The organism is Psychrobacter sp. CX16, from assembly GCF_057396245.1.
Genome location: NZ_JBXYJF010000004.1, coordinates 138,800 through 158,398, shown reverse-complemented (window position 1 = coordinate 158,398; position 19,599 = coordinate 138,800). Strand labels below are relative to the sequence as shown.

13 protein-coding genes and 2 pseudogenes are annotated in these 19,599 nt (G+C 42.6%); 6 read left to right on the top strand and 9 right to left on the bottom strand.

Annotation, left to right across the window (positions count from 1 at the left end):
- Both AC2SLM_RS02865 and AC2SLM_RS02860 read right to left on the bottom strand, forming a co-directional pair.
- A partial coding sequence (locus AC2SLM_RS02865) for a transposase (protein ID WP_486551868.1) occupies positions 1–226 on the bottom strand: 226 nt, incomplete at its 3' end.
- 72 nt (positions 227–298) lie between these two features.
- Positions 299–1,069: pseudogene (locus tag AC2SLM_RS02860) on the bottom strand (DASS family sodium-coupled anion symporter); the annotation flags it as partial.
- A 270-nt stretch (positions 1,070–1,339) separates the two neighbouring features.
- Here AC2SLM_RS02860 and AC2SLM_RS02855 point away from each other — a divergent pair.
- The 4 genes and pseudogenes from AC2SLM_RS02855 to AC2SLM_RS02840 all read left to right on the top strand — a co-directional run bounded on the left by AC2SLM_RS02855 (position 1,340) and on the right by AC2SLM_RS02840 (position 3,110).
- Positions 1,340–2,089: an AzlC family ABC transporter permease gene (locus tag AC2SLM_RS02855; RefSeq protein WP_486551866.1), complete on the top strand. Its 750-nt coding sequence runs from the start codon at positions 1,340–1,342 to the stop codon at positions 2,087–2,089.
- Positions 2,079–2,438, top strand: a complete 360-nt coding sequence (locus AC2SLM_RS02850) for an AzlD domain-containing protein (RefSeq protein WP_486551864.1) — start codon at positions 2,079–2,081, stop codon at positions 2,436–2,438. The genes AC2SLM_RS02855 and AC2SLM_RS02850 overlap by 11 nt, the downstream gene beginning before the upstream one ends.
- 77 nt (positions 2,439–2,515) lie before the next feature.
- Positions 2,516–2,614: pseudogene (locus AC2SLM_RS02845) on the top strand (hypothetical protein); the annotation flags it as partial.
- Between the two features lie 88 nt (positions 2,615–2,702).
- Complete coding sequence (locus AC2SLM_RS02840; RefSeq protein WP_486551863.1) at positions 2,703–3,110, top strand: hypothetical protein; 408 nt, start codon at positions 2,703–2,705, stop codon at positions 3,108–3,110.
- A 56-nt stretch (positions 3,111–3,166) separates the two neighbouring features.
- Here the strand turns inward: AC2SLM_RS02840 and cobA are convergent, their stop codons facing one another.
- The 5 genes from cobA to AC2SLM_RS02815 all read right to left on the bottom strand — a co-directional run bounded on the left by cobA (position 3,167) and on the right by AC2SLM_RS02815 (position 13,233).
- Positions 3,167–4,138, bottom strand: a complete 972-nt coding sequence (cobA, locus tag AC2SLM_RS02835) for a uroporphyrinogen-III C-methyltransferase (RefSeq protein ID WP_486551861.1) — start codon at positions 4,136–4,138, stop codon at positions 3,167–3,169.
- A gap of 182 nt (positions 4,139–4,320) precedes the next feature.
- Complete coding sequence (locus AC2SLM_RS02830) at positions 4,321–7,809, bottom strand: molybdopterin-dependent oxidoreductase (protein ID WP_486551859.1); 3,489 nt, start codon at positions 7,807–7,809, stop codon at positions 4,321–4,323.
- 2 nt (positions 7,810–7,811) lie between these two features.
- The gene (locus tag AC2SLM_RS02825) at positions 7,812–9,281 is read right to left on the bottom strand and encodes an NAD(P)/FAD-dependent oxidoreductase (RefSeq protein WP_486551858.1); all 1,470 of its coding nucleotides are present in this window, start codon (positions 9,279–9,281) and stop codon (positions 7,812–7,814) included.
- Between the two features lie 162 nt (positions 9,282–9,443).
- Positions 9,444–11,630: a bifunctional protein-serine/threonine kinase/phosphatase gene (locus AC2SLM_RS02820; protein ID WP_486551856.1), complete on the bottom strand. Its 2,187-nt coding sequence runs from the start codon at positions 11,628–11,630 to the stop codon at positions 9,444–9,446.
- A gap of 97 nt (positions 11,631–11,727) precedes the next feature.
- A complete protein-coding gene (locus AC2SLM_RS02815) occupies positions 11,728–13,233 on the bottom strand; it encodes a NarK family nitrate/nitrite MFS transporter (RefSeq protein ID WP_486551855.1) in 1,506 nt (501 codons plus the stop codon).
- A gap of 599 nt (positions 13,234–13,832) precedes the next feature.
- On the opposite strand from AC2SLM_RS02815, the gene nirB reads away from it, so the two are divergent.
- Together nirB and AC2SLM_RS02805 are read left to right on the top strand one after the other, a co-directional pair.
- The gene (nirB, locus tag AC2SLM_RS02810) at positions 13,833–16,460 is read left to right on the top strand and encodes a nitrite reductase large subunit NirB (RefSeq protein ID WP_486551853.1); all 2,628 of its coding nucleotides are present in this window, start codon (positions 13,833–13,835) and stop codon (positions 16,458–16,460) included.
- 48 nt (positions 16,461–16,508) lie between these two features.
- Positions 16,509–16,910, top strand: coding sequence for a nitrite reductase small subunit NirD (locus AC2SLM_RS02805; RefSeq protein ID WP_486551851.1), 402 nt, complete (start codon positions 16,509–16,511; stop codon positions 16,908–16,910).
- 563 nt (positions 16,911–17,473) lie between these two features.
- Here AC2SLM_RS02805 and AC2SLM_RS02800 read toward each other — a convergent pair.
- Together AC2SLM_RS02800 and AC2SLM_RS02795 are read right to left on the bottom strand one after the other, a co-directional pair.
- Positions 17,474–18,028, bottom strand: a complete 555-nt coding sequence (locus AC2SLM_RS02800) for a hypothetical protein (RefSeq protein ID WP_486551849.1) — start codon at positions 18,026–18,028, stop codon at positions 17,474–17,476.
- 152 nt (positions 18,029–18,180) lie between these two features.
- Positions 18,181–19,497: a YncE family protein gene (locus tag AC2SLM_RS02795; RefSeq protein WP_486551847.1), complete on the bottom strand. Its 1,317-nt coding sequence runs from the start codon at positions 19,495–19,497 to the stop codon at positions 18,181–18,183.
- Positions 19,498–19,599: the final 102 nt, after the last annotated feature.

Here is a 19,599-nt window from a genome sequence, read left to right as displayed (position 1 = left end):
CTTTGAGGCTTAAATCAGCAAACATCTGTTTAAGCCTACGGTTTTCTTCTTCAAGCTCTTTTAATCGCTTAACATCAGAGACTTCCATACCACCGTACTTGGAACGCCATTTATAGAAAGTCGAGCTAGCAATCCCGTATTTACGGCACAGCTCTTTAGCAGGTATTCCAGCTTCTGCTTCTTTTAATATCGATACGATTTGGGTCTCAGTCATTCGTTTGCTCATATCAAAACTCCTTATGGGTATTTTATAAGAAATTCTACGTTTGAGCTGTGTTATTTTAGGGGATAGTTACATGATATGCACGTTTAGATTTGGCTTTATAACCAAATACATCGCACCCAATAATAGTGGCGTTAATACAAAGGTCAATGGTAAGCCAAATTTCATCCAATCAACGAATGAGATATCCAAAGCTTTAGCCGCAATGGCGTTCGGAGGTGAGCCAACAATAGTACCTAACCCGCCCAAACTTGCCGAATATGCAATACCCAGTAAGACAAACACAAAGGTACCGCGGTCTTTTTCACGGTCCACTTGTGACAACATACCAATAGCCAGAGGCAACATCATGGCTGCAGTGGCGGTATTTGAAATCCACATCGACAGCAGCGCCGTGGCTAAGAATATTAATATCACTGCATTACCCAAGCGTCCGCCTGACATAGAAATCATTTTTAAAGCGATTTTCTCATCCAGTTTTTGCACATGCAGCGCTGCCGCTAAGGCAAAACCACCGAAGAACAGATAAATCGTAGGGCTAGCAAAGCTTGATAGCGCACTTTTGGTATCAAATTCTGGAATGCCAATTGCCACCCCAATAATCACCACTAAAATAGCGGTAATGGTCACATGCAGCGCCTCGGTTAGCCAAAGTGCACCGATAAATACCAGCATCGCAAGCCCTTTATTTACCTCGTTCTCAAAGGGTAATATATTAAATAGAATAATACTAATAATCGCGGCTATCGCGGTGATGACCAACCCTTTGACCGTGCCTTTAGGAAAAGTATCGGTAAATAAATACTCATTGCCATCATTGGGCAGATGCGCGTTGAGATTATCCATCTCTTTTACCGTATCTGACCGTACAGATGGTCCTTTATTATTTGACTGTTGCATATAATTTCCTTATAAAGACCAATGGTATCGCTTTATAAGCGTGCGATAATACCATTTTCCAAGTCCTTAAAATAAGACGATTAAATATAAATAAGTCCAACAGGGTTATACTATTCCCACTGCTGGGCGTCTAGCAAATAAAATGCAATTCTATCCACAGTATAAGAATTAATAAACACTTAATAACAATATTGATGATAAATATTAGGATACTGCGTGACAACCCATTCTAAAACCCCACCTCCACAGGCTACGTCCCAGTATGACTGGGCATCAGGATTTAAGAAAAGCTTACCCGTTGCGATGGGGTATTTGCCTGCCGGCATCGCATTTGGCGTATTAGCACAAGTAGCCGGCATTCCGCTTTGGGCGACAGTGATGCTAAGCGTGGTGCTCTATGCAGGCGCAGCTCAATATGCCTGTTTGCCCATGCTCAGTGCCGGCTTGCCCATTGGCACGATAGCGACCAACATTGCGGCTATTAACTTGCGTCATATCTTTTATGGGATGCCGTTATTACAATCCTTACCGGACAACAAGTTGGCTAAGACCTACTGTTTGTTTGCGCTCACGGACGAGACATTTTCGGTGATGACGAGCCTACCGCAGGCATCACGTAAGGCGTTAATTCTGCCGATTAGCTTATTCAATCAAAGCTGGTGGGTGATTGCAGGGGCGATTGGATTTTTGCTTGGTGGGACGTTAAGCAATTTGATACCGCATTTGGATTTTGCCTTAGTCTGTCTGTTTGCTATTTTGGCGTATGAGCAGTTTCAAAGCATCAAGCGCTACTTCCCGATTGGTATCGCAGTGATTTCTTTAATCATTGCTTCTTTTTTTACCAGTGACTGGTTATTATTGATGGCTATTACCATTTGTATGCTGCTTATCTTGGCACGTGGATTTTGGGTAGGACGTCATACGCTCGATGCTGCTAGCGAGAAAGGAGATTGCAATGACCAGTAGCTATCTGATTCTTGCGACCTTTGCGATGGCGGGCGTGACCTTTATCATCCGTGCCCTGCCTGCTCTTATTCCTAAACAAATACTCGATACGCCTTGGCTACATCGCTTAAACGAAAGCTTGCCACTATCAGTGATGGTGCTACTGATTTTAACCAGTCTGTCTTATCAAGATTTATCCACTGTCACAGGGATGCACAGTGCGGAACTGCATTTATTATTGGCACAAATTGGCGCGCTTATTTTAGTGCTGCTTGTTTATCACATTAGTCGTCAGTTATTGGTCAGTATGATTGTAGGCATTGCTGCATTAAATGGCTTATTGTGGGTGTTTACTCATCTTCTCTCTTAATTGACTGTTGGCGTATTAAATGAGCTGCGTAAAGATGCCATTGTCGCAGCCTGTTATGATTTAGACGCACTCATTTACAAGTGGCAGTGCCGATGACCGCCGGTCAGGAATTTAATGCGTTTGCCACTATGATAAAAGCTGAGGAAAAACGCATCGAAGAGTCTCGCCACCTGTAATATGAAATCAAAAAGGGAGATTATCTATTGATAATCTCCCTTTTTTTAAGTAGCCTAATCGGCTCTAATATACTTTTAAGGATTTTTTATGAACAAGCTTTTGACCAATGCTACTCTACTTATGACCGTTGCTTTAGCCGGATGTAGCTCAACAGGAACAGTCCTTAGCAATACTGGTGAAGCTGGCACTGCTGTGGGTAATGCCACCAACATGGGTATGAATATCTTTAAATCTGCGGTAGATAATCAGTGCCGTAGTGAGATTGAGAAGCAAAATGCGTGGCGTATTGCCCGTGTTGCTATGAATTCAGAGCAAGAAGAAGCCGCTAAAACCAAAATCTGTGGCTGCGTGAGCGAGCAAGCACCTCAGCAAGTCACGGTTATGGACATGACTAACGCCGCAATCGACTCAAAATATCGCTCGCAGTTGGTTACTAAAGTTGTGGCTAAATCACTACAAACTTGTTATGCCAATTTTACCAAGCCAAGTGCGTAAATACTCTGTATGTCAGTATAATAGTTAGAGCGGCTGCGAAATAAGTCTTTTAGTAGTTAAACGGACACGGCTTGCTCTAACAATATCTTTCTTTGATGATTCGTATCTGCTGTTACTTCCAGCTTGTCATCTAATGTCAATCTAGATAAGTTTGCTAAGTTATAAGGCGATAACTGTTTATATAGACTCACTACCTCTCCCATAATAAGCAGTGCTGGCGTAGGTAGATTCACTGTCGCCTGCTGAGCGGTGATACTCTCTAGAGTGCCGACTAAGATTTGTTGAGTTGGCAGGCTGGCATGACTAATCAGCGCAAAGGGCGTTTTTGGATCACGGCCCGCTTGTATTAAGCCCTGTGTTAAACTCTCTAATCGATGCAACCCCATATATAGCACAACCGTTTGTGTCGGATCGAGCATCTCAGCGAAGTCCTCATTCGGTGCATTGGTTTTTTTATAAGCGGTGACAAATTTAACCGACTGTGCGCAGTCACGGTGGGTCAGCGGAATGCCAGTGCTACTGGCGGCAGCACTTGCAGCGGTAATACCCGGAATAGATTCAAAGCAAATCCCATGCTTAACTACCGTTTGTAGCTCTTCGCCACCACGACCAAATATAAAGGGATCGCCGCCTTTTAGACGCACGACACATTTGCCAGCTTGAGCATGAGTGACTAACAGCTGATTAATATCTTGCTGAGGCAGGGCGTGATTGTCCCGTCTTTTTCCAACAAATATTTTTTTTGCCTGTAATGAACACATGTCTAGGATATCTTGCGACGCTAAGCTATCGTAAAGTACGACGTCGGCTTGCTGCATCACCCGATACGCCTTTAGAGTCAATAGCTCTGGATCACCCGATCCTGCACCAACTAAATACACTGCCCCTTTTTGAGCCTGTTTTTGCGAAGTCTTAGCGTTGTAGCTCTGTAGCAAATTATTTGGGGTATAAGAAGATGAATTAGACGATGATGATATGTCTGATAAAGGGACTAAATGTGATAGTGCTGATAGAATTGAGTCGGTCATGCTGGGTGGCGCTCCTGGCGTATAACATATAAATGGCTGAACACTGACGCTACAAGTTAATTCATATGGAGAAAATAAACATTTGAATCAGTTAATTACATTTGAGCGTCATTTCAGTGTCAGTACTTATAAGCTGCAATTGATATGCCAACCGGTCATAACACCCTCCAAATCTATTAAGGCTACGCATATTCTTTAATAAGCTCATTGATTTGACCCACACATGAGCCACAATTGGTGCCTGCTTGACATAATTTGCCAACAGTAATCGCATCTGTCGCCTTATCACTTTTTATGGCATTAATAATGATATTTTCCCCGACTCCCATACACGCGCAGACGATAGGGCCGGGATCAACATAACCACTTGCCGGACGACCAGCCAGCAACCACTTCGTTGAAGGTACAGTACTCATATCGACAAAGCACTCGTTTAACCAATGCGTACTTGGCATCTGATCATACTCTGGCGCGATATATACCGCTAGCATTAATTGCGGTTGGTCAGGTAGTCCATGTTTGCTATGCTGATTGGCCTCATTAATAACTACCATACGAAATTGTTTGGCCTTAATATTTGCTATAAAACTGGCATTTTTAATAAAGATATCGTTAGCAATCGAGCTGTTATTACCAATTGAGCTATTCTCTAAGTCAGAAGATTCACCGTTTGCTAATTCTTCAACTGAGGCGACAAACTGTTGCCAAAATGGTAAGGTTAACCAAGCTGAACTGACCGACTCTTTTGAAGTGGCGATATTAATTAAAATGCTGTCCTGCTGGCGACTCAGGCTCCAGACTATATTGGGTAATTCAGTTGAAGACACACCCTGATCAGTAGAGTTAATCGAAGCTGATAAACCGCGTAATTGCACCAAAACAGCGTCTAACCAATCTGGATGCACCAGTAAACGTCCAACCGTTTTCATGATTAAGGGTTTGACCGTTATAGCTGAGTTCTTAAGTTCAGGCTGCGCGGATATTGGGTCAACTTTTGTGGGTATCAGTACGCCTACTCTGGCAAGATTGGCAAATGCATTGCTCCAATGCATCGGCATAAAGGCATCGCCGCTGCGCATTTCATCACTCACCTCAACTTGGGCAATAGCAACACTGGAAGCATTCGATTCAGTTGACGGCTGTACCTCATACTCAAAAGGAGACTCAGGAGAAATTGACACAAATTGTTGATCAACAACGCCTAGAGTTTCTGCGTCCTTAGGATGTAAGGTTATGGTTGGGATGGTTTGTTGTTGGTTAAGCTTTGGTGCCAGACCAGTGCGGGTCATTGTATGCCATTGATCGCGTAGACGACCGGTAATCAGACGTAGATTGATGGCATCATTAGCGGATCTATTCGAAGACGTAGTTAACTGGTCTATATCTTTGCGGGTCTGTTTGCGGGTCTGAGTGCTGTTAGTGGTCTGTGCTTCAGCTTTGATTTTGGTAGGACTCAAACTGCCCTGTTTAGGGGTAAATCTATTTATTGCCCCTGCTTTCTCAGGCGGTTTGATAGTAATAAATCGAGGGGCATTATGCTTAAAGTGTTCATCCACCACATTAATACGCGCACCACCCCATTGAAACGGTAGCATGGCATCATATTGGTCTACGCTTAAAACAGGGCTCTCGTTATTTAAAAAACTGCTTTCGTTATTGGCCTCAAGTTTAGATGAGATCTCACTCAATAGATCCAACTGTCTGGGATGGTTATCCTGTTGATAGCTGGTCAGTGCCGCATGTTCACTAAATATCTCACTAGGATGCTGGTAGTCAAACCCTGCATATCCCATGTGTTTGGCAACTTGCGAGAGTATCCACCAATCAGGCTTAGACTCTCCAACGGCAGGCATTAACGAACGCTGACGTGAAATCTGTCGTTCAGAATTAGTAACCGTCCCTGACTTCTCGCCCCAACCTTGAGCCGGCAAAACGATATCGGCACACTTAATAGTATCATTGTCTTTAGAGCATTCAGAGACAATGACTAGCTCACACTCCGCAAGCGCTCGACGGAATTTATCCGCTTCAGGTAAGCTGACCACTGGATTGGTTGCCATAATCCAAATGGCTTTGATACGTCCATCTAATATGGCATCAGCAGCATCGCACGCTTTAATGCCCACATTGGGTGCGATAGCTTGAGGGGCTTGCCAAAAGTCGGCTACGGCGTGACGGTGATCCGCATTTTCAAGCTCTAGATGTCCTGCCAATAGATTGGCTAAAGCGCCTACTTCTCGCCCGCCCATTGCATTAGGCTGACCGGTCAATGAAAATGGACTGGCGCCCTCTTTTCCCACCCGACCAGTCAGCAAATGTGTATTAATAATGGCATTAACTTTGTCGGTACCTGAGCTTGACTGATTCACCCCCATGCTAAAGGCAGTAACCGTTTTGGCATTATTCGCAAATAGATCATAAAACTGCTCGATAGTGTCAGTATCAAGCTGGGTAGCTTTGGCGACGGACTCAATATCCCATGACCTTGCGGAGGCCAATGCCTCATTCAAGCCTAGACACTGCTTTGCATAGGCAGCATCTTGATATCCATTTGTCTCTAGATAATTGAGTAGACCATTAAACAGATGCGTGTCTGTACCTGGTGCTAAAGGCAGGTGTAAATCTGCAAACTCACACGAATCTGTACGCCGGGGATCAATCACAATCAGCTTCTTATGAGGGTTGTCTTGTTTCGCTTTTAAAAAACGCCCAAATAAGATTGGATGACACCACGCCATGTTTGAGCCGACTAGTACTAATAAATCACAAGTTTCAAAATCGGTATAGCTACCGGGTACTAAGTCTGCGCCAAAAGCTCGTTTATGCCCAGCCACTGCGGAGGACATACATAATCGTGAGTTGGAATCGATATTGTTGTTGCCTATAAAGCCTTTAATAAACTTATTAGCGACGTAATAATCTTCAGTTAATAGCTGGCCTGAGACATATAGCATCACACTATCACGGCCATGTTGTTCGATGGTTTTTGATAAGCGATCTGCAATATCGTCTAGGATAGGCTCCCAATTAGAGGGTTGGATTTCTTTGCTTAGGCTATTTTCTTGAGTCGTCATTAATGACTTATTTATAGGCACATTTGAATGTTCATTTAAACGCCCATCCAATGGCTCACTTAATAAATCTGTAGCGGCATCAGGCGACTGCATACTTAATTTTTTATTTTGGTAATAAGGCGTCATCAAACGTCGTTCAGTACCTAAAGTTTGGGCTAAGTTATTACCCTTCGAACACAGTTTACCGTAATTGGCAGGATGATCAGGATCACCCTCAACACTCACCTCGCCATTTGCAGTGTTAATGGAGGCTAATACGCCACAGCCAACGCCGCAGTATGGGCACGTGGTTTTCACTGTTTTCAACTTATCCGTCTTATCGTTTCTTGTCCTTTCGTTTCTTGTTTTTACATTTATTGTTTTTGTGCTGCTTGGCTCCGCGCTTGTTGAATGAGCACTTAAAGATGGATTATCTTCATTGATAAGCTTTATGGGAATTAAACTGGCTAGATTGTGTTGGCTGGTATTAATAGTATTCTCGCTAAGGTTGGTGCTCTCATTATCAACTAGTATAGAGATATGCTTCGGACTGGTGGTATAGGTGTGTAGATTGTTATTTAAATCATCAATAGTATCGCTATGGGTAGTGTTACTCATACCTATGCAGGCTCCCGTGCAGCATGACTGCTTGAAGCGTCAGTTTTTGTTGTGGCCTTCCTGTTTAAATGATTATCTTCTTGGTTTACTACTGAATTATCATTCATGTTTTTTGTTAACGGCTCACCCGTGGACTCATCTAACATAGGTTGACAATAAGCAGCGCCGTATATTAATGAGTCTTTAAAGCCAGATATGTCCGTTTTATCATTAATTAACTGACTGTAAAAATTTCCATCACTGGTTTCTCCATAAAGCACCACCCCTATCAACATATTGTCCTCAATGTACAAACAATGATAATGATTTTGCGCTAAGTCCCGATAGATAACACGCTCAATCTCATTAATCTCATCATCTGCAAATTCAATTTGTCCTGCTGAGAATACGGCTATACCAGAAACTTTTAGCTTTAAGGATAATGGCACACTGACAAACGGTTGCCACTTTTTTTGATTATCTGGATAACATAAAACGCTGATAAGCGTATCGACATGTTGATTGACCGAGGACACCATGCCAAAGAGTTCTTCATTAATTTCAACACATTCACCAATGGCATAAACGTTGTTGCAGTTGGTCTGCATATACTCATCAACCACTATGCCACGATTGACCAAAATCCCACTGTCTTTGGCGAGCTTAGTATTAGGAATAATACCCACTGCCATCACAATAAAGTCAGCCGGTAAGGTTCGACCATCTTTTAGGCTTAACCCTGTAACTTCTCCGACATCATTTTTTTCAATAGTCGTAGACATCGCTGACACTTCTAGTCCGACGTTACGTAAGGTAAGTTCATTTTGTAGCATTAAGGCAGCGGGCTGATCCAACTGTCGATTTAAGACATAACTATCTACATGAACGACGCTCATACGCGCACCTTGAGATGCCAATGCACAGGCCGCCTCTAATCCCAATACACCCCCGCCAATGACCAAACCTTTTTTACCCTGCTTTGCATATTCATTGAGTAGAGTCACATCTGCCACATCTCGAAACACATGCACCCCTTTGGCGTCATGATTCGGAAAGGGAATCACCCGAGCAGTAGAGCCGGTGGCAATAACAAGCGTGTCATAACTCAAAGTATCCTTATTATCCAAAGTTAACTGCTGGCTTGCAGTGTCTATAGTATCCACACTAACCCCCGCTAATACTTTGATTCCTAAACGCTCGTATTCGCTTTTATCATACAAATAAGTGTCTTCAAATAAGGTTTCTCCTGCCAGCACTGGAGACAGCATAATACGGTTATACCCCACTTGAGGCTCTTTACTAATTAAGGTAATTTCTGGGTGTACCCCTTTACACTCCTGCCATAAAGTTGCCAGTTTAATAGCCAAACGACTGCCTGCCATACCCGCACCCACAATCACAATGCCACTAGAGATAGCATTGGGGATAGTATTAATACTGAGTGAGTTATCAGAAAGTTGCGAATTTGAGCTAGCAGTTACTTGAGCTGGCATGGGATGACCTTAGCCATTGTGGTGGCGATGTGTGCAGACATAAAATAAGCGATTGAAATTACAATTAAAAAATGGTTATGAAAAGCGCGAATTAACAAAGCTTCGGTTAGAAAAACGTTCGCTAATTAAAATTTGTGATTTTAAAAAGTACAGTTAGCAATATTAATGAGTTCCTAAAACCTTAAATATTAAAAAAACAATAATGACACTTTGTATCAAGCAAATGCCATGCCATACCATTAAGGGATGACGTTTGATCAACGGTTCAGGATCATTTACTGAGGCCATATTATCTGGATTGAACTCTTGCAGAAACTCACCGATTGCTTGGTAACGAACATTGGTATTACGGTGCATAGCTCGCAATAGCGCTTGCTGGCTAGAAAACGGTACGTTTTGCTTACGTAGTAATTCTGTAGGCACTTTCAGAGCACTGGTTGGCGACATAAGCTGTTGCGAGGTAAAAGGCAACTCGCCCGTTAATAACTCAAAGCCGATAACCGCTATGGAAAATAAATCTGAATGCACCCCTTTTGGTGCATCCGTGTAGTATTCAGGTGCAGCGTAATGCAAATCGCCAACAGGCGGACGGGTACTGTCTTTTAAAATTGAAGAACTTACTGAGCCAAAGTCGATCAACTTAACCGCTCCGCTTTTGGTCAATAATATATTTTCTGGTTTTAAATCTTGGTGCAATAAGTAGTTTCGGTGCATCACCCGAACTGCCATGCCAATCTTGGTCAATAAGTCATGAGTTTGCCAAATATCACAAGGCGCATTGCGCTCAATAAACATCCTCAGACTCTCGCCTTCAACGTATTCGGTCAAGTGATATAAATATAAGGTACTTGCGGGAACTGGATAATAGCGAAGTAATCCTGAGTCACTGAATGTTGAGTTTGACTGCTGACCCTCCTTTGTCTCTTTAGTGTGCACATTATTAATAACAGGGCTATTAGGATCAATTTGGTTATAAGAAGACTCCCCTGCTCGGCGATTTTTGGATAAGCTAAGACCAATTTTGCGTTCTTTTAAGAAATCACGAATATAGTTTCCATCGTCAACCGTATTAATACTGGGCGACTTAAGCACATATTCATGCCCCTCACTATCTACCACCAAATACACTTCACTGCGAGCGGTACGTGCGATAATTTTAGTGACTGTGAACCCGTCAATCGATTCACCTACCTCAAAACCGCTCGGTAACTTAAAGCTAGAGGCTTGTGGAGATGTTGCTATTTGAGTTGGCATTGCTATGTAAGCACTTTCGTTATTGCTATCATTGGTACTTATCTTATCCTCACTGTTATTACCCACATTATCCTCCAACGTCCTGTTAGCAGCCACTGTCTGTTTAACATCAGTAGCCATAAAGTTATTAAGCGGTTGATTCTTCGGGGTTGTTATCAATGGATAAGTGGCGGCTGGAGTGAGCATACCCAGGATAATCATACTCAGATTATCATTACTGCCCTCTTTTAACGCATGCTCACATAATCGACGACTTAATTGCCAATGTTGAATATAGTGATCAAATGAATCAGTGCTATATGCAAACTCGCCATTGTTTAAGGTTGTTTCTAAACTCGAAAGGGACTGACTGACTTCATACTGTAGCTCCGATGACTCGATAAATTCGTAGACCCCATCCGTCATAATGGCGAGGTATTCATTTTGATGTAAGGTAAACACATCTTGTTGTAAATGCACCGTCGTATCGGCACCCAAAGCCGCCGATAATGCCCCTTTATCTTGTCCTTTATGAATACGATGGTCATGGCTCAATGCAGTCAGCTCATTGACACCGAGACGATATATTCGAGAATCACCTGTGTGAAATAGATGTATACGGTCATTGATACACAGTAAACCTGACAAGGTTGATAACAGGGGTGGCACGCGTTGATAGACCTGTGAGAAATACATCGCATCATTGGCGTTATTGACGGCCTTCTTTAGCATAATAGCGACATATTCATCATTTAATAATCCGGTTCCACTTTGTACAGAACTGGTCGAATGATTAATTTGCTCAATAATATTAGGAAGCTGATTGACCACGGTTTCTGCAACCGTTTGTACCGCTAGTCTACTGGCCTGCTTTGGAAATTGGCAAGCACTCACTCCATCTGATAATAGTACTAAAAGAGGCGCTGGACCTTGCCAATCTTCATTCATCATACAATTGGTAATCAGCAAACTGTCCTGATTCTCAGTCTTACGTCCTGCCATTGACCAAAAATCAAGCCACCAACTTGCCTGCGAAGCAAATTGGTGGCTTGATGTATTGTTAGACTGGTTTTCTGTCTTATGACGCTGATCAGGACGACTGTTCCTAATATTCAACTGTTACTCCTTGGACATGTCCTGATGCGTAATAACCCTTAAACTTCTATATATAACGCTTAAAAAATTAAAATTAAATTATTCGTTTTCGGTTGGCTTAATGGCTCACTTTAATTTCAGCAAACGACCCGTCTGGCATCTCTTCAAGAATAACACCTGAAGGCTCTTTTAGTAAGAATAAAGCTAAGAATCCGACGACTGCCGTAGCAGCAATGACCATAAAGAAGATCTGATAAGACACCAAACTTAACACAGTAAGATACACCACTGAGCCCACGTTACCATAGGCGCCTGCCATACCCGCGAACTGACCTGTCATACTGCGCTTAATAAGGGGAATGACGGCGAATACGGCACCCTCACCCGCTTGCACAAAGAATGAGCAAAACATAGTAATCAATAACGCTAAAGCAATTGGCCAAGTAGAGTCAACCAGTCCCATCAAGAAATACCCAATCGCAAGCCCTGCCGTTAAGATGAGTAGCGTGCTTTTACGTCCAAACCGATCACTTAACCAACCCCCACCTGGGCGAGACATTAAGTTCATAAAGGCATACGATGACGCCAATAACCCTGCAGCCACCACAGACACCTCAAAGGTCTCAAGGTAGAATAACGGTAGCATTGATACTACTGCTAACTCAGACCCAAACGTGGCGAAGTATAAAATATTTAATACACCTACTTGTTTAAAGTCATAACGCTGTGCTTCGGGTACTGGCGTGGTAAACACTTCTTTATTAAAGCGATAGCTACTGACAAACTCGTAAACATACAATAAAGCTAACACAACATAGATAATATTAACCCAAAACTGACTTAATAAACTGACACCTGCTGGCGAGAGTTTCCATGCAAGTAGTGCTAATGCTAGATACATAGGCACTTTAAAGATCATCATTAACCAGAAGTCACCTGATGAGGTTACGGTCATCGCGCCATGTTTCTTAGGTTTAAAATAGGTATGCCCTTTTGGCGTATCGCGCACTTTGACATAGAATAAAATACTGTATAACCCCATAACAACGCCAGAGGTCGCACAAGCATATCGCCAGCCTTCATCTCCACCGAACCAAGCGGCAAAGCCAATCGCCAAGGTAGGCAGTATCATAGCCGCTGCTGCTGAACCAAAGTTACCCCAACCGCCATAGACGCCTTCAGCCGTTCCCAATTCATTGGCAGGAAACCAGTCACTAATCAAGCGAATACCCACTACAAAGCCTGCACCAACGAAACCTAATACGAAACGTGATAAGGCTAGCGTCGTATAGTCCTGAGCAAATGCGAAGGTAAAACAAGGTATGGCACCCAGCGCTAAAATACAGGTATAAACGATACGAGGGCCGAATCTATCCGTTAGCATGCCGATAATGACACGTGCAGGGATGGTTAACGCAACATTTAGGATCAATAACGTTTTAACTTGTTGTGAGGTTAGGTTTAGGGTTTCGCCGATGGCCGTTAGAAATGGCGCATGGTTAAACCAGACAAAGAAGGTCAAGAAAAATGCCATCCAACCTAAATGCAGAATTTTATTTTTCCCTGCAAAGGATAAGAGGTTAAGTTTTCCCTTCGACGGGGGTACGGGAGTGGCTGAAGACATATTTGATTTCCTTAATTAGGATGGGTTGCTTGCAATAACACGGTTATTCAAATGCTTATTGTTAAGCCCGTTATTAAGCTAGCTATTAAATTTTTAAGAAATTAAGTTAACGTTTAACATCGAGTATTTATCAAATGTCTTAATTAACTAAATAGTTATGCATTGATTAGAAGGCTATTCAGTAAACGGTTCTATTATCCCTGTCGTTGCAATCCCCATGCCATCCATCCGTTATTACCTTTAAAAATTATTAAATTAAACTTAAACTTTCTTAATATTAATAAATACCTTTATAGATACCGCTCTATAGAAACCGCTCGATAACGTTCAAATAAGACCAAATAAAATACGCAATAAAAATGTGTTAAAGAAAAATGAGTTAATTAAAAGGCTATAAAATTCAATAAGCGCTCGTAAAGGAGTCAGAAACGGCTGAAATGAGATTTCAATGTAATATTTAAAGTTTATTTAGCTGTATTGTTTAAGAGTGGCACGATTATTGAATGTATTAGGGTAGGCAATTGGTAAAGTGCATCATTTAAATAAGTCGCTTCCTTTACCAGACTCCCACTTTATAAATAACAACGAGCAAGGCATCTATGAGTAATACAAAGAATAACGAAACGCCAAAAGCAAATTTAGTCGTCGTCGGTAACGGAATGGTCGGTCATCATTTTGTAGAAAAAGCCATCGAGCTTGGACTAAATCATGTATACGACATTCATGTGTTTGGCGAAGAAGACCGTCCCGCCTATGACCGCGTCTATCTGTCTAGTTACTTTGAACATAAAGATGCCAGTAAACTCAACCTTGTCGATCTCGCCGATTATGATGCTGCGGGTGTTAAGTTGCATTTAAACCAACGCATCACCGATATTGATAGTGACAGTCACACCATTACCACCGAAGAAGGTCACACAATAACCTACGCTAAGCTGGTATTAGCCACAGGCTCTTATCCTTTTGTGCCGCCTATTGAAGGGGGTGGTCATTCGCATTGTCAGGTCTATCGCACCATTGCTGACTTAGATAGTATTTTAAAAGTTGCTGATAAACCCAATGTCAAAAAAGGCGTGGTTGTCGGTGGTGGTTTACTTGGGCTGGAAGCAGCAAAAGCATTAGTGACATTGGGCCTTGACACCTATGTGGTAGAGTTTGCCCCTCAGCTCATGGGCGTGCAGCTAGACGCAGCAGGCGGTGAAATACTTAAGAAAAAAATTGAATCATTAGGCGTCAAGGTTCTCACCGGCAAAAACACCAAAGAGATCATTCATAACCGCCGCGTATCACTCAATCATGATATTCATCAAAAAGATGAACAAGACATTCATCTAGACAAAGATACCTATTTAACCATGCAGTTCACTGACGACACTCAGCTTGATACTGATCTTATCGTCTTTAGTGCGGGTATCCGTCCTCAAGATGGCATTATGAAACAAAATCCAGAATGTGGTGTTGAGCTTGGCGGTCGTGGTGGTATTTTGATTAACGATCAGTGTCAAACTAACGATAGCGATATATATGCTATCGGTGAGTGCGCCGTTTGGGACAACAAGGTCTTTGGACTGGTAGCACCAGGCTATACGATGGCAAGCATTTGTGCTGCACAGATAGCGGGCGATACAGATAAGACCTTTACCGGTGCAGATATGAGCACCAAGCTTAAGCTTATGGGCGTAGATGTCGGCAGTATCGGTGATGCACATGGTAAAACTGAAGGCAGCTTAAGCTATGTCTATCAGAACCCTGCTGAGGGTATTTATAAGAAACTGGTCACCAGTAGCGATAATAAGAAGTTACTGGGCGCCGTTATGGTCGGTGACACCGAAGACTATAACAATTTACTACAGCTATTCTTAAACGACATCGACCTGCCCGCCCATCCCGAAAGCCTTATCTTACCCAATGTCGAAAAACCATCAATGGGTGTCGAAAATCTACCCGACACAGCGACGATTTGTTCATGCTTTAATGTGACCAAAGGCGCTATTTGCGGTGCTGTTGAAGAGGGTGCTTATTCGCTTGCTGAGGTCAAAAGTTGCACCAAAGCAGGGACAGGCTGTGGTGGCTGCGCCCCTATGGTAAAAGATGTACTTGCTTATCAGCTGACCGAACTTGGCTTTGAGGTGAATAATGACTTATGTGAGCATTTCGCTTATTCGCGTCAAGAGCTATACAGCTTAGTTCGTGTCCATGAAATCAAGACCTTCGATGAGCTATTAACGCAACATGGCTCTGGACGTGGTTGTGAGATTTGTAAGCCTGCTGTGGCCTCTATCTTATCCTCATGCTGGAATGATTATGTCTTAAAAACGGAACTTGCCCCTCTTCAAGAAACCAATGACTATTACTTAGGTAATATCCAAAAAGATGGTACCTACTCTGTTGTACCGCGTGTGGCGGGTGGTGAAATTACCGCGGACAAATTAATAGTACTGGGTCAAGTTGCCAAAGACTTTAATTTGTATACCAAAATAACCGGCGGACAGCGTGTTGACTTATTTGGTGCACGTCTTGAGCAATTGCCCGATATTTGGGAGCGCTTAGTGGAGGCTGGTTTTGAAACCGGTCATGCCTATGGCAAGTCTCTACGTACCGTAAAATCTTGCGTCGGTAACAACTGGTGTCGTTACGGGGTCGCAGACAGTGTTGGTTTAGCATTGACCTTAGAGAACCGCTATAAAGGCGTGCGCTCACCGCACAAAATCAAAATGGGCGTCTCAGGCTGTACGCGCGAATGTGCCGAAGCACAATCGAAAGACTTTGGTGTGATCGCCACCGAAAATGGCTGGAACTTATATGTTGCAGGTAATGGTGGTATGGTGCCACGTCATGCAGAGTTATTCGCCAAAGATCTTGATACCGAGACCCTGATTAAATATATCGACCGCATTACCATGTTCTATATTAAAACAGCGGACAAATTACAGCGCACCTCAAAGTGGCGTGAAAGCTTAGAAGGCGGTCTAGAGTACTTACAAGATGTGATTATCAATGATAGTCTAGGCATCGCCAAAGAGCTTGAAGATCAAATGCAGCTATTGGTGGATAATTATGTTTGCGAATGGAAAGAAACCATCACCGATAAAGAAAAACTCAAACGTTTCCGTCATTTCGTAAACAGTGAGCTTGGTGATGACAATGTGGTGTTTGTGACCGAACGTGAGCAAATCCGTCCAGCGACTGAAGAAGAGAAAAAGGTCTTAGAGCCGACTGCCGGATAGCGCAAACGACGACACTACTCACCATTTTAATAAACACAGGAATACCCTATGATAACCCAGCCTATTTGCAAACTTGACGATATTATCCCTGAGGGCGGTGTTTGCGCACTCATTGAGGGCAAACAAATCGCCGTATTTCGCACCAAAAACGACGAACTATTCGCTATTGACAACTTTGATCCCTTTAGCAAAGCCAATGTGCTATCGCGCGGTCTTATTGGTGGCACAATCATCAAAAGTGAGTCAGAAGAGGACAGCACCAACGACAGCAATGATGCTAGCAGTGCTCAGCGAGAAGTCATCTATGTCGCCTCCCCTATTTACAAGCAGCGCTTTGACTTAGCCACAGGTCAATGCTTAGACGATGAAACCGTTAAGTTAAACAGCTACGAGGTCGCTTTAGAAGGCGATCAAGTGGTCATCAAACTAGCTGATAACGCTGCTGCTTAGTTTTTGGGGGATAATAATAAGTAAGGTATAAGCCTGAACTAATAATTATCGGCATCACCTTTAGAACTATATACTACCGCTGCATAGCCCAACCAAAGCAACTGCAACGGTAGAGTTACGACATCGACAGCAACAGCCATCGGTAAATACAAAAGGTTCCCATACTCTCGGTAAGTTTTTGTCCCACCTTTTCTAATTTCGACTTTACGACCTTTTGACAACGAATAATTGGGTTTGTCAGTAGGTCGGCTTTTATAAATCTGTCCCATTAATCTATGGCTACATTTATAATATACTTTAGGTCGAAGTCCATCGGTTTTATCTGTCTTACACAGCCTATCTAAAATTACCTTCTCTTCTTTAGTATAGTTTTCATCTGATTTTTTATATTTTAAAATACAACCGCTTATTTGAGTTAAGAGCTCTACACTTTAAAATAGTTTAAATAAGTCTGTTAAATAAATCCATAATTATTTTAAGGGGTTTTTGAACAGAAAAAGGGTAAGTCATGACGACTTACCCTTTTTTATTTAAATCATTACCTCTATTCGAATCAAATCTTACTATTGAATCTGACGCGCATAAAAGTTTAATTCTTGCCCCATAACAGGGATGCTTTGCTCTAGATACTCTAAGGTATTTTGCGCATCTTCAACTGGGATATACCCCTCTTTGGTCAATCTAACCAATTCACTGCCAATATGCTGCACCTCATCAAGTTCAGGCAGCTCGCCTGTACCTAGACCGTTTACCACCTTATTAATCGACTCATAAACTTCTCGGCGCTCGGCCAGCTTGACAGGATCGTTCTTATCAGCAGGCAGACCGGTACTATACACAGAATCATTATCGCCTGCGCCCTGACCTTTGTTCAGCATCGCCTGCTGATTTGCACTTGTATCGCTCATTTCTGAGTTAAGCGGCTGCGTTATCAGGCTACTATCCGAATTATTAGATTCGGGTATAACGACAGATTCTGTTTGCTCAGACGTATTTTCTTGATTTAAATCAATACTATTTCTATCGGCTGGACTGTTATTAAAGCCACTGTTGTATAGCCATAGGGCGATAACCACAGCGACAATCAGTCCAATTACCACCCCTAGTTTATTTTTCATATCACACACTTTTTATTATTGTTGCTAACATTTTGAATCACTTTTTATTAAGATATTACCGGCTATTGAGTCCTGAAAAGACAAAGCGAATACTATCTATTTACTATGTCTTTTAGTCGCCATATTGCCCAGCGATTGTTTATAGGTAGATTTTACTGGCCATTTACCCATGTTTGCGGCACATAGCCCACACGCACACGCTGCGGATGGTTACCGACGGGCACTGTGGCAACTTTTGAACCGGTTTCAAAATCAATAACCGTTACGCTATCGCCTTCACTTTCTGATATCAGGCAATTTTGACCATCTGGCGTAATCGTTGCCCAATACGGTTTACTGGCCGAGACCACAGGTGTGTGTTCGTACGTCTTCGTATCTACAATAGTGACATAATCATCCATCGTGCCTGCCACACAAAGCTTGCTGCCATCCAAATTAATTGATAAGCCATGGTGACGAGAGTCATTTACCCAGTCTTTACGCTTAGCTGGAATCGTATCGCTACCGGGCAGTTCAACAATTTTGTTAATACTATCGCTGTTTAAATCATATTCAAATAAACCATTAAAGAAAGACACCTGACCATATAGCTTAGTCTCATCTGGGCTTAATACCGCAGGGCGCACCGCATTAGATAAATCATCACGGCCATACGCATCAAGGGCGGGACGCAAATCAATGGTTTTAATGACTTTATAATCGTTCTTGGTATCGGCAATGGTTAATACGCGATTACCCTTAGTAAAATCTTGCCACGGGGCATCCATACTGCTGGTTACATTACCGATAGATGAGTTTAGTATTTTAGTACCGCCGGCAAAGAAAATATTTTCATGAGGCTTATCACCGGTTGAAAAATTACCAAGCTCTTTACCTGTATTAATGTCTAATACATGCACGATATTGCCGGTTGATGCAGATACTGCAACTCTCTGACCATCCGGTGATACAGCCATGTGATCAGCGCGCAGACCTTTTACCGCAAAGCGCCAGTTAATCTTCCCAGACTCGATATCAATAGACACCACATCGGCAAAGCTTGGACGAGACACCACCAACGACTTACCATCTGGGGTGGAATACATGTCATCAACCAACTGATCATTACCCTCACCCGCGCTATTGCGAATATAGAAAAAGGCAATCCACTTAATCGGATTCCAGTAAATTTCCTGTAAGCGCTGTTGCTTATCTGGTATCGCATTGATGGTACCAATCTGACCATAGTCACCATCTGGACGAATCACAGTGACCGTGCCATCCCAGTTATTACCCACAAAGAATACCTGTTTGGCATTATCCGGCGCTGTTTCTAGTGTGCCTTGGCTTTGGGCATTTGCCGGCAGAGACAACGGAGTTAATACAGCAGTAGCGGCAATAGCCGTTGCAATAACCGAAGCCAATAGTGTTTTTTTGGTAAGCGAGGTACGGCGACGCTGCGATACAGCATCAGAGATGGAGCGGGGCATAATGACATCCTTGTTTAAAATTTAATATTTCCATATTGGTGCAAATATAAGTGTATGGTTAACAGAGTAGTTTAATTTTCGGCTAAATAAAAGTGTATTAAG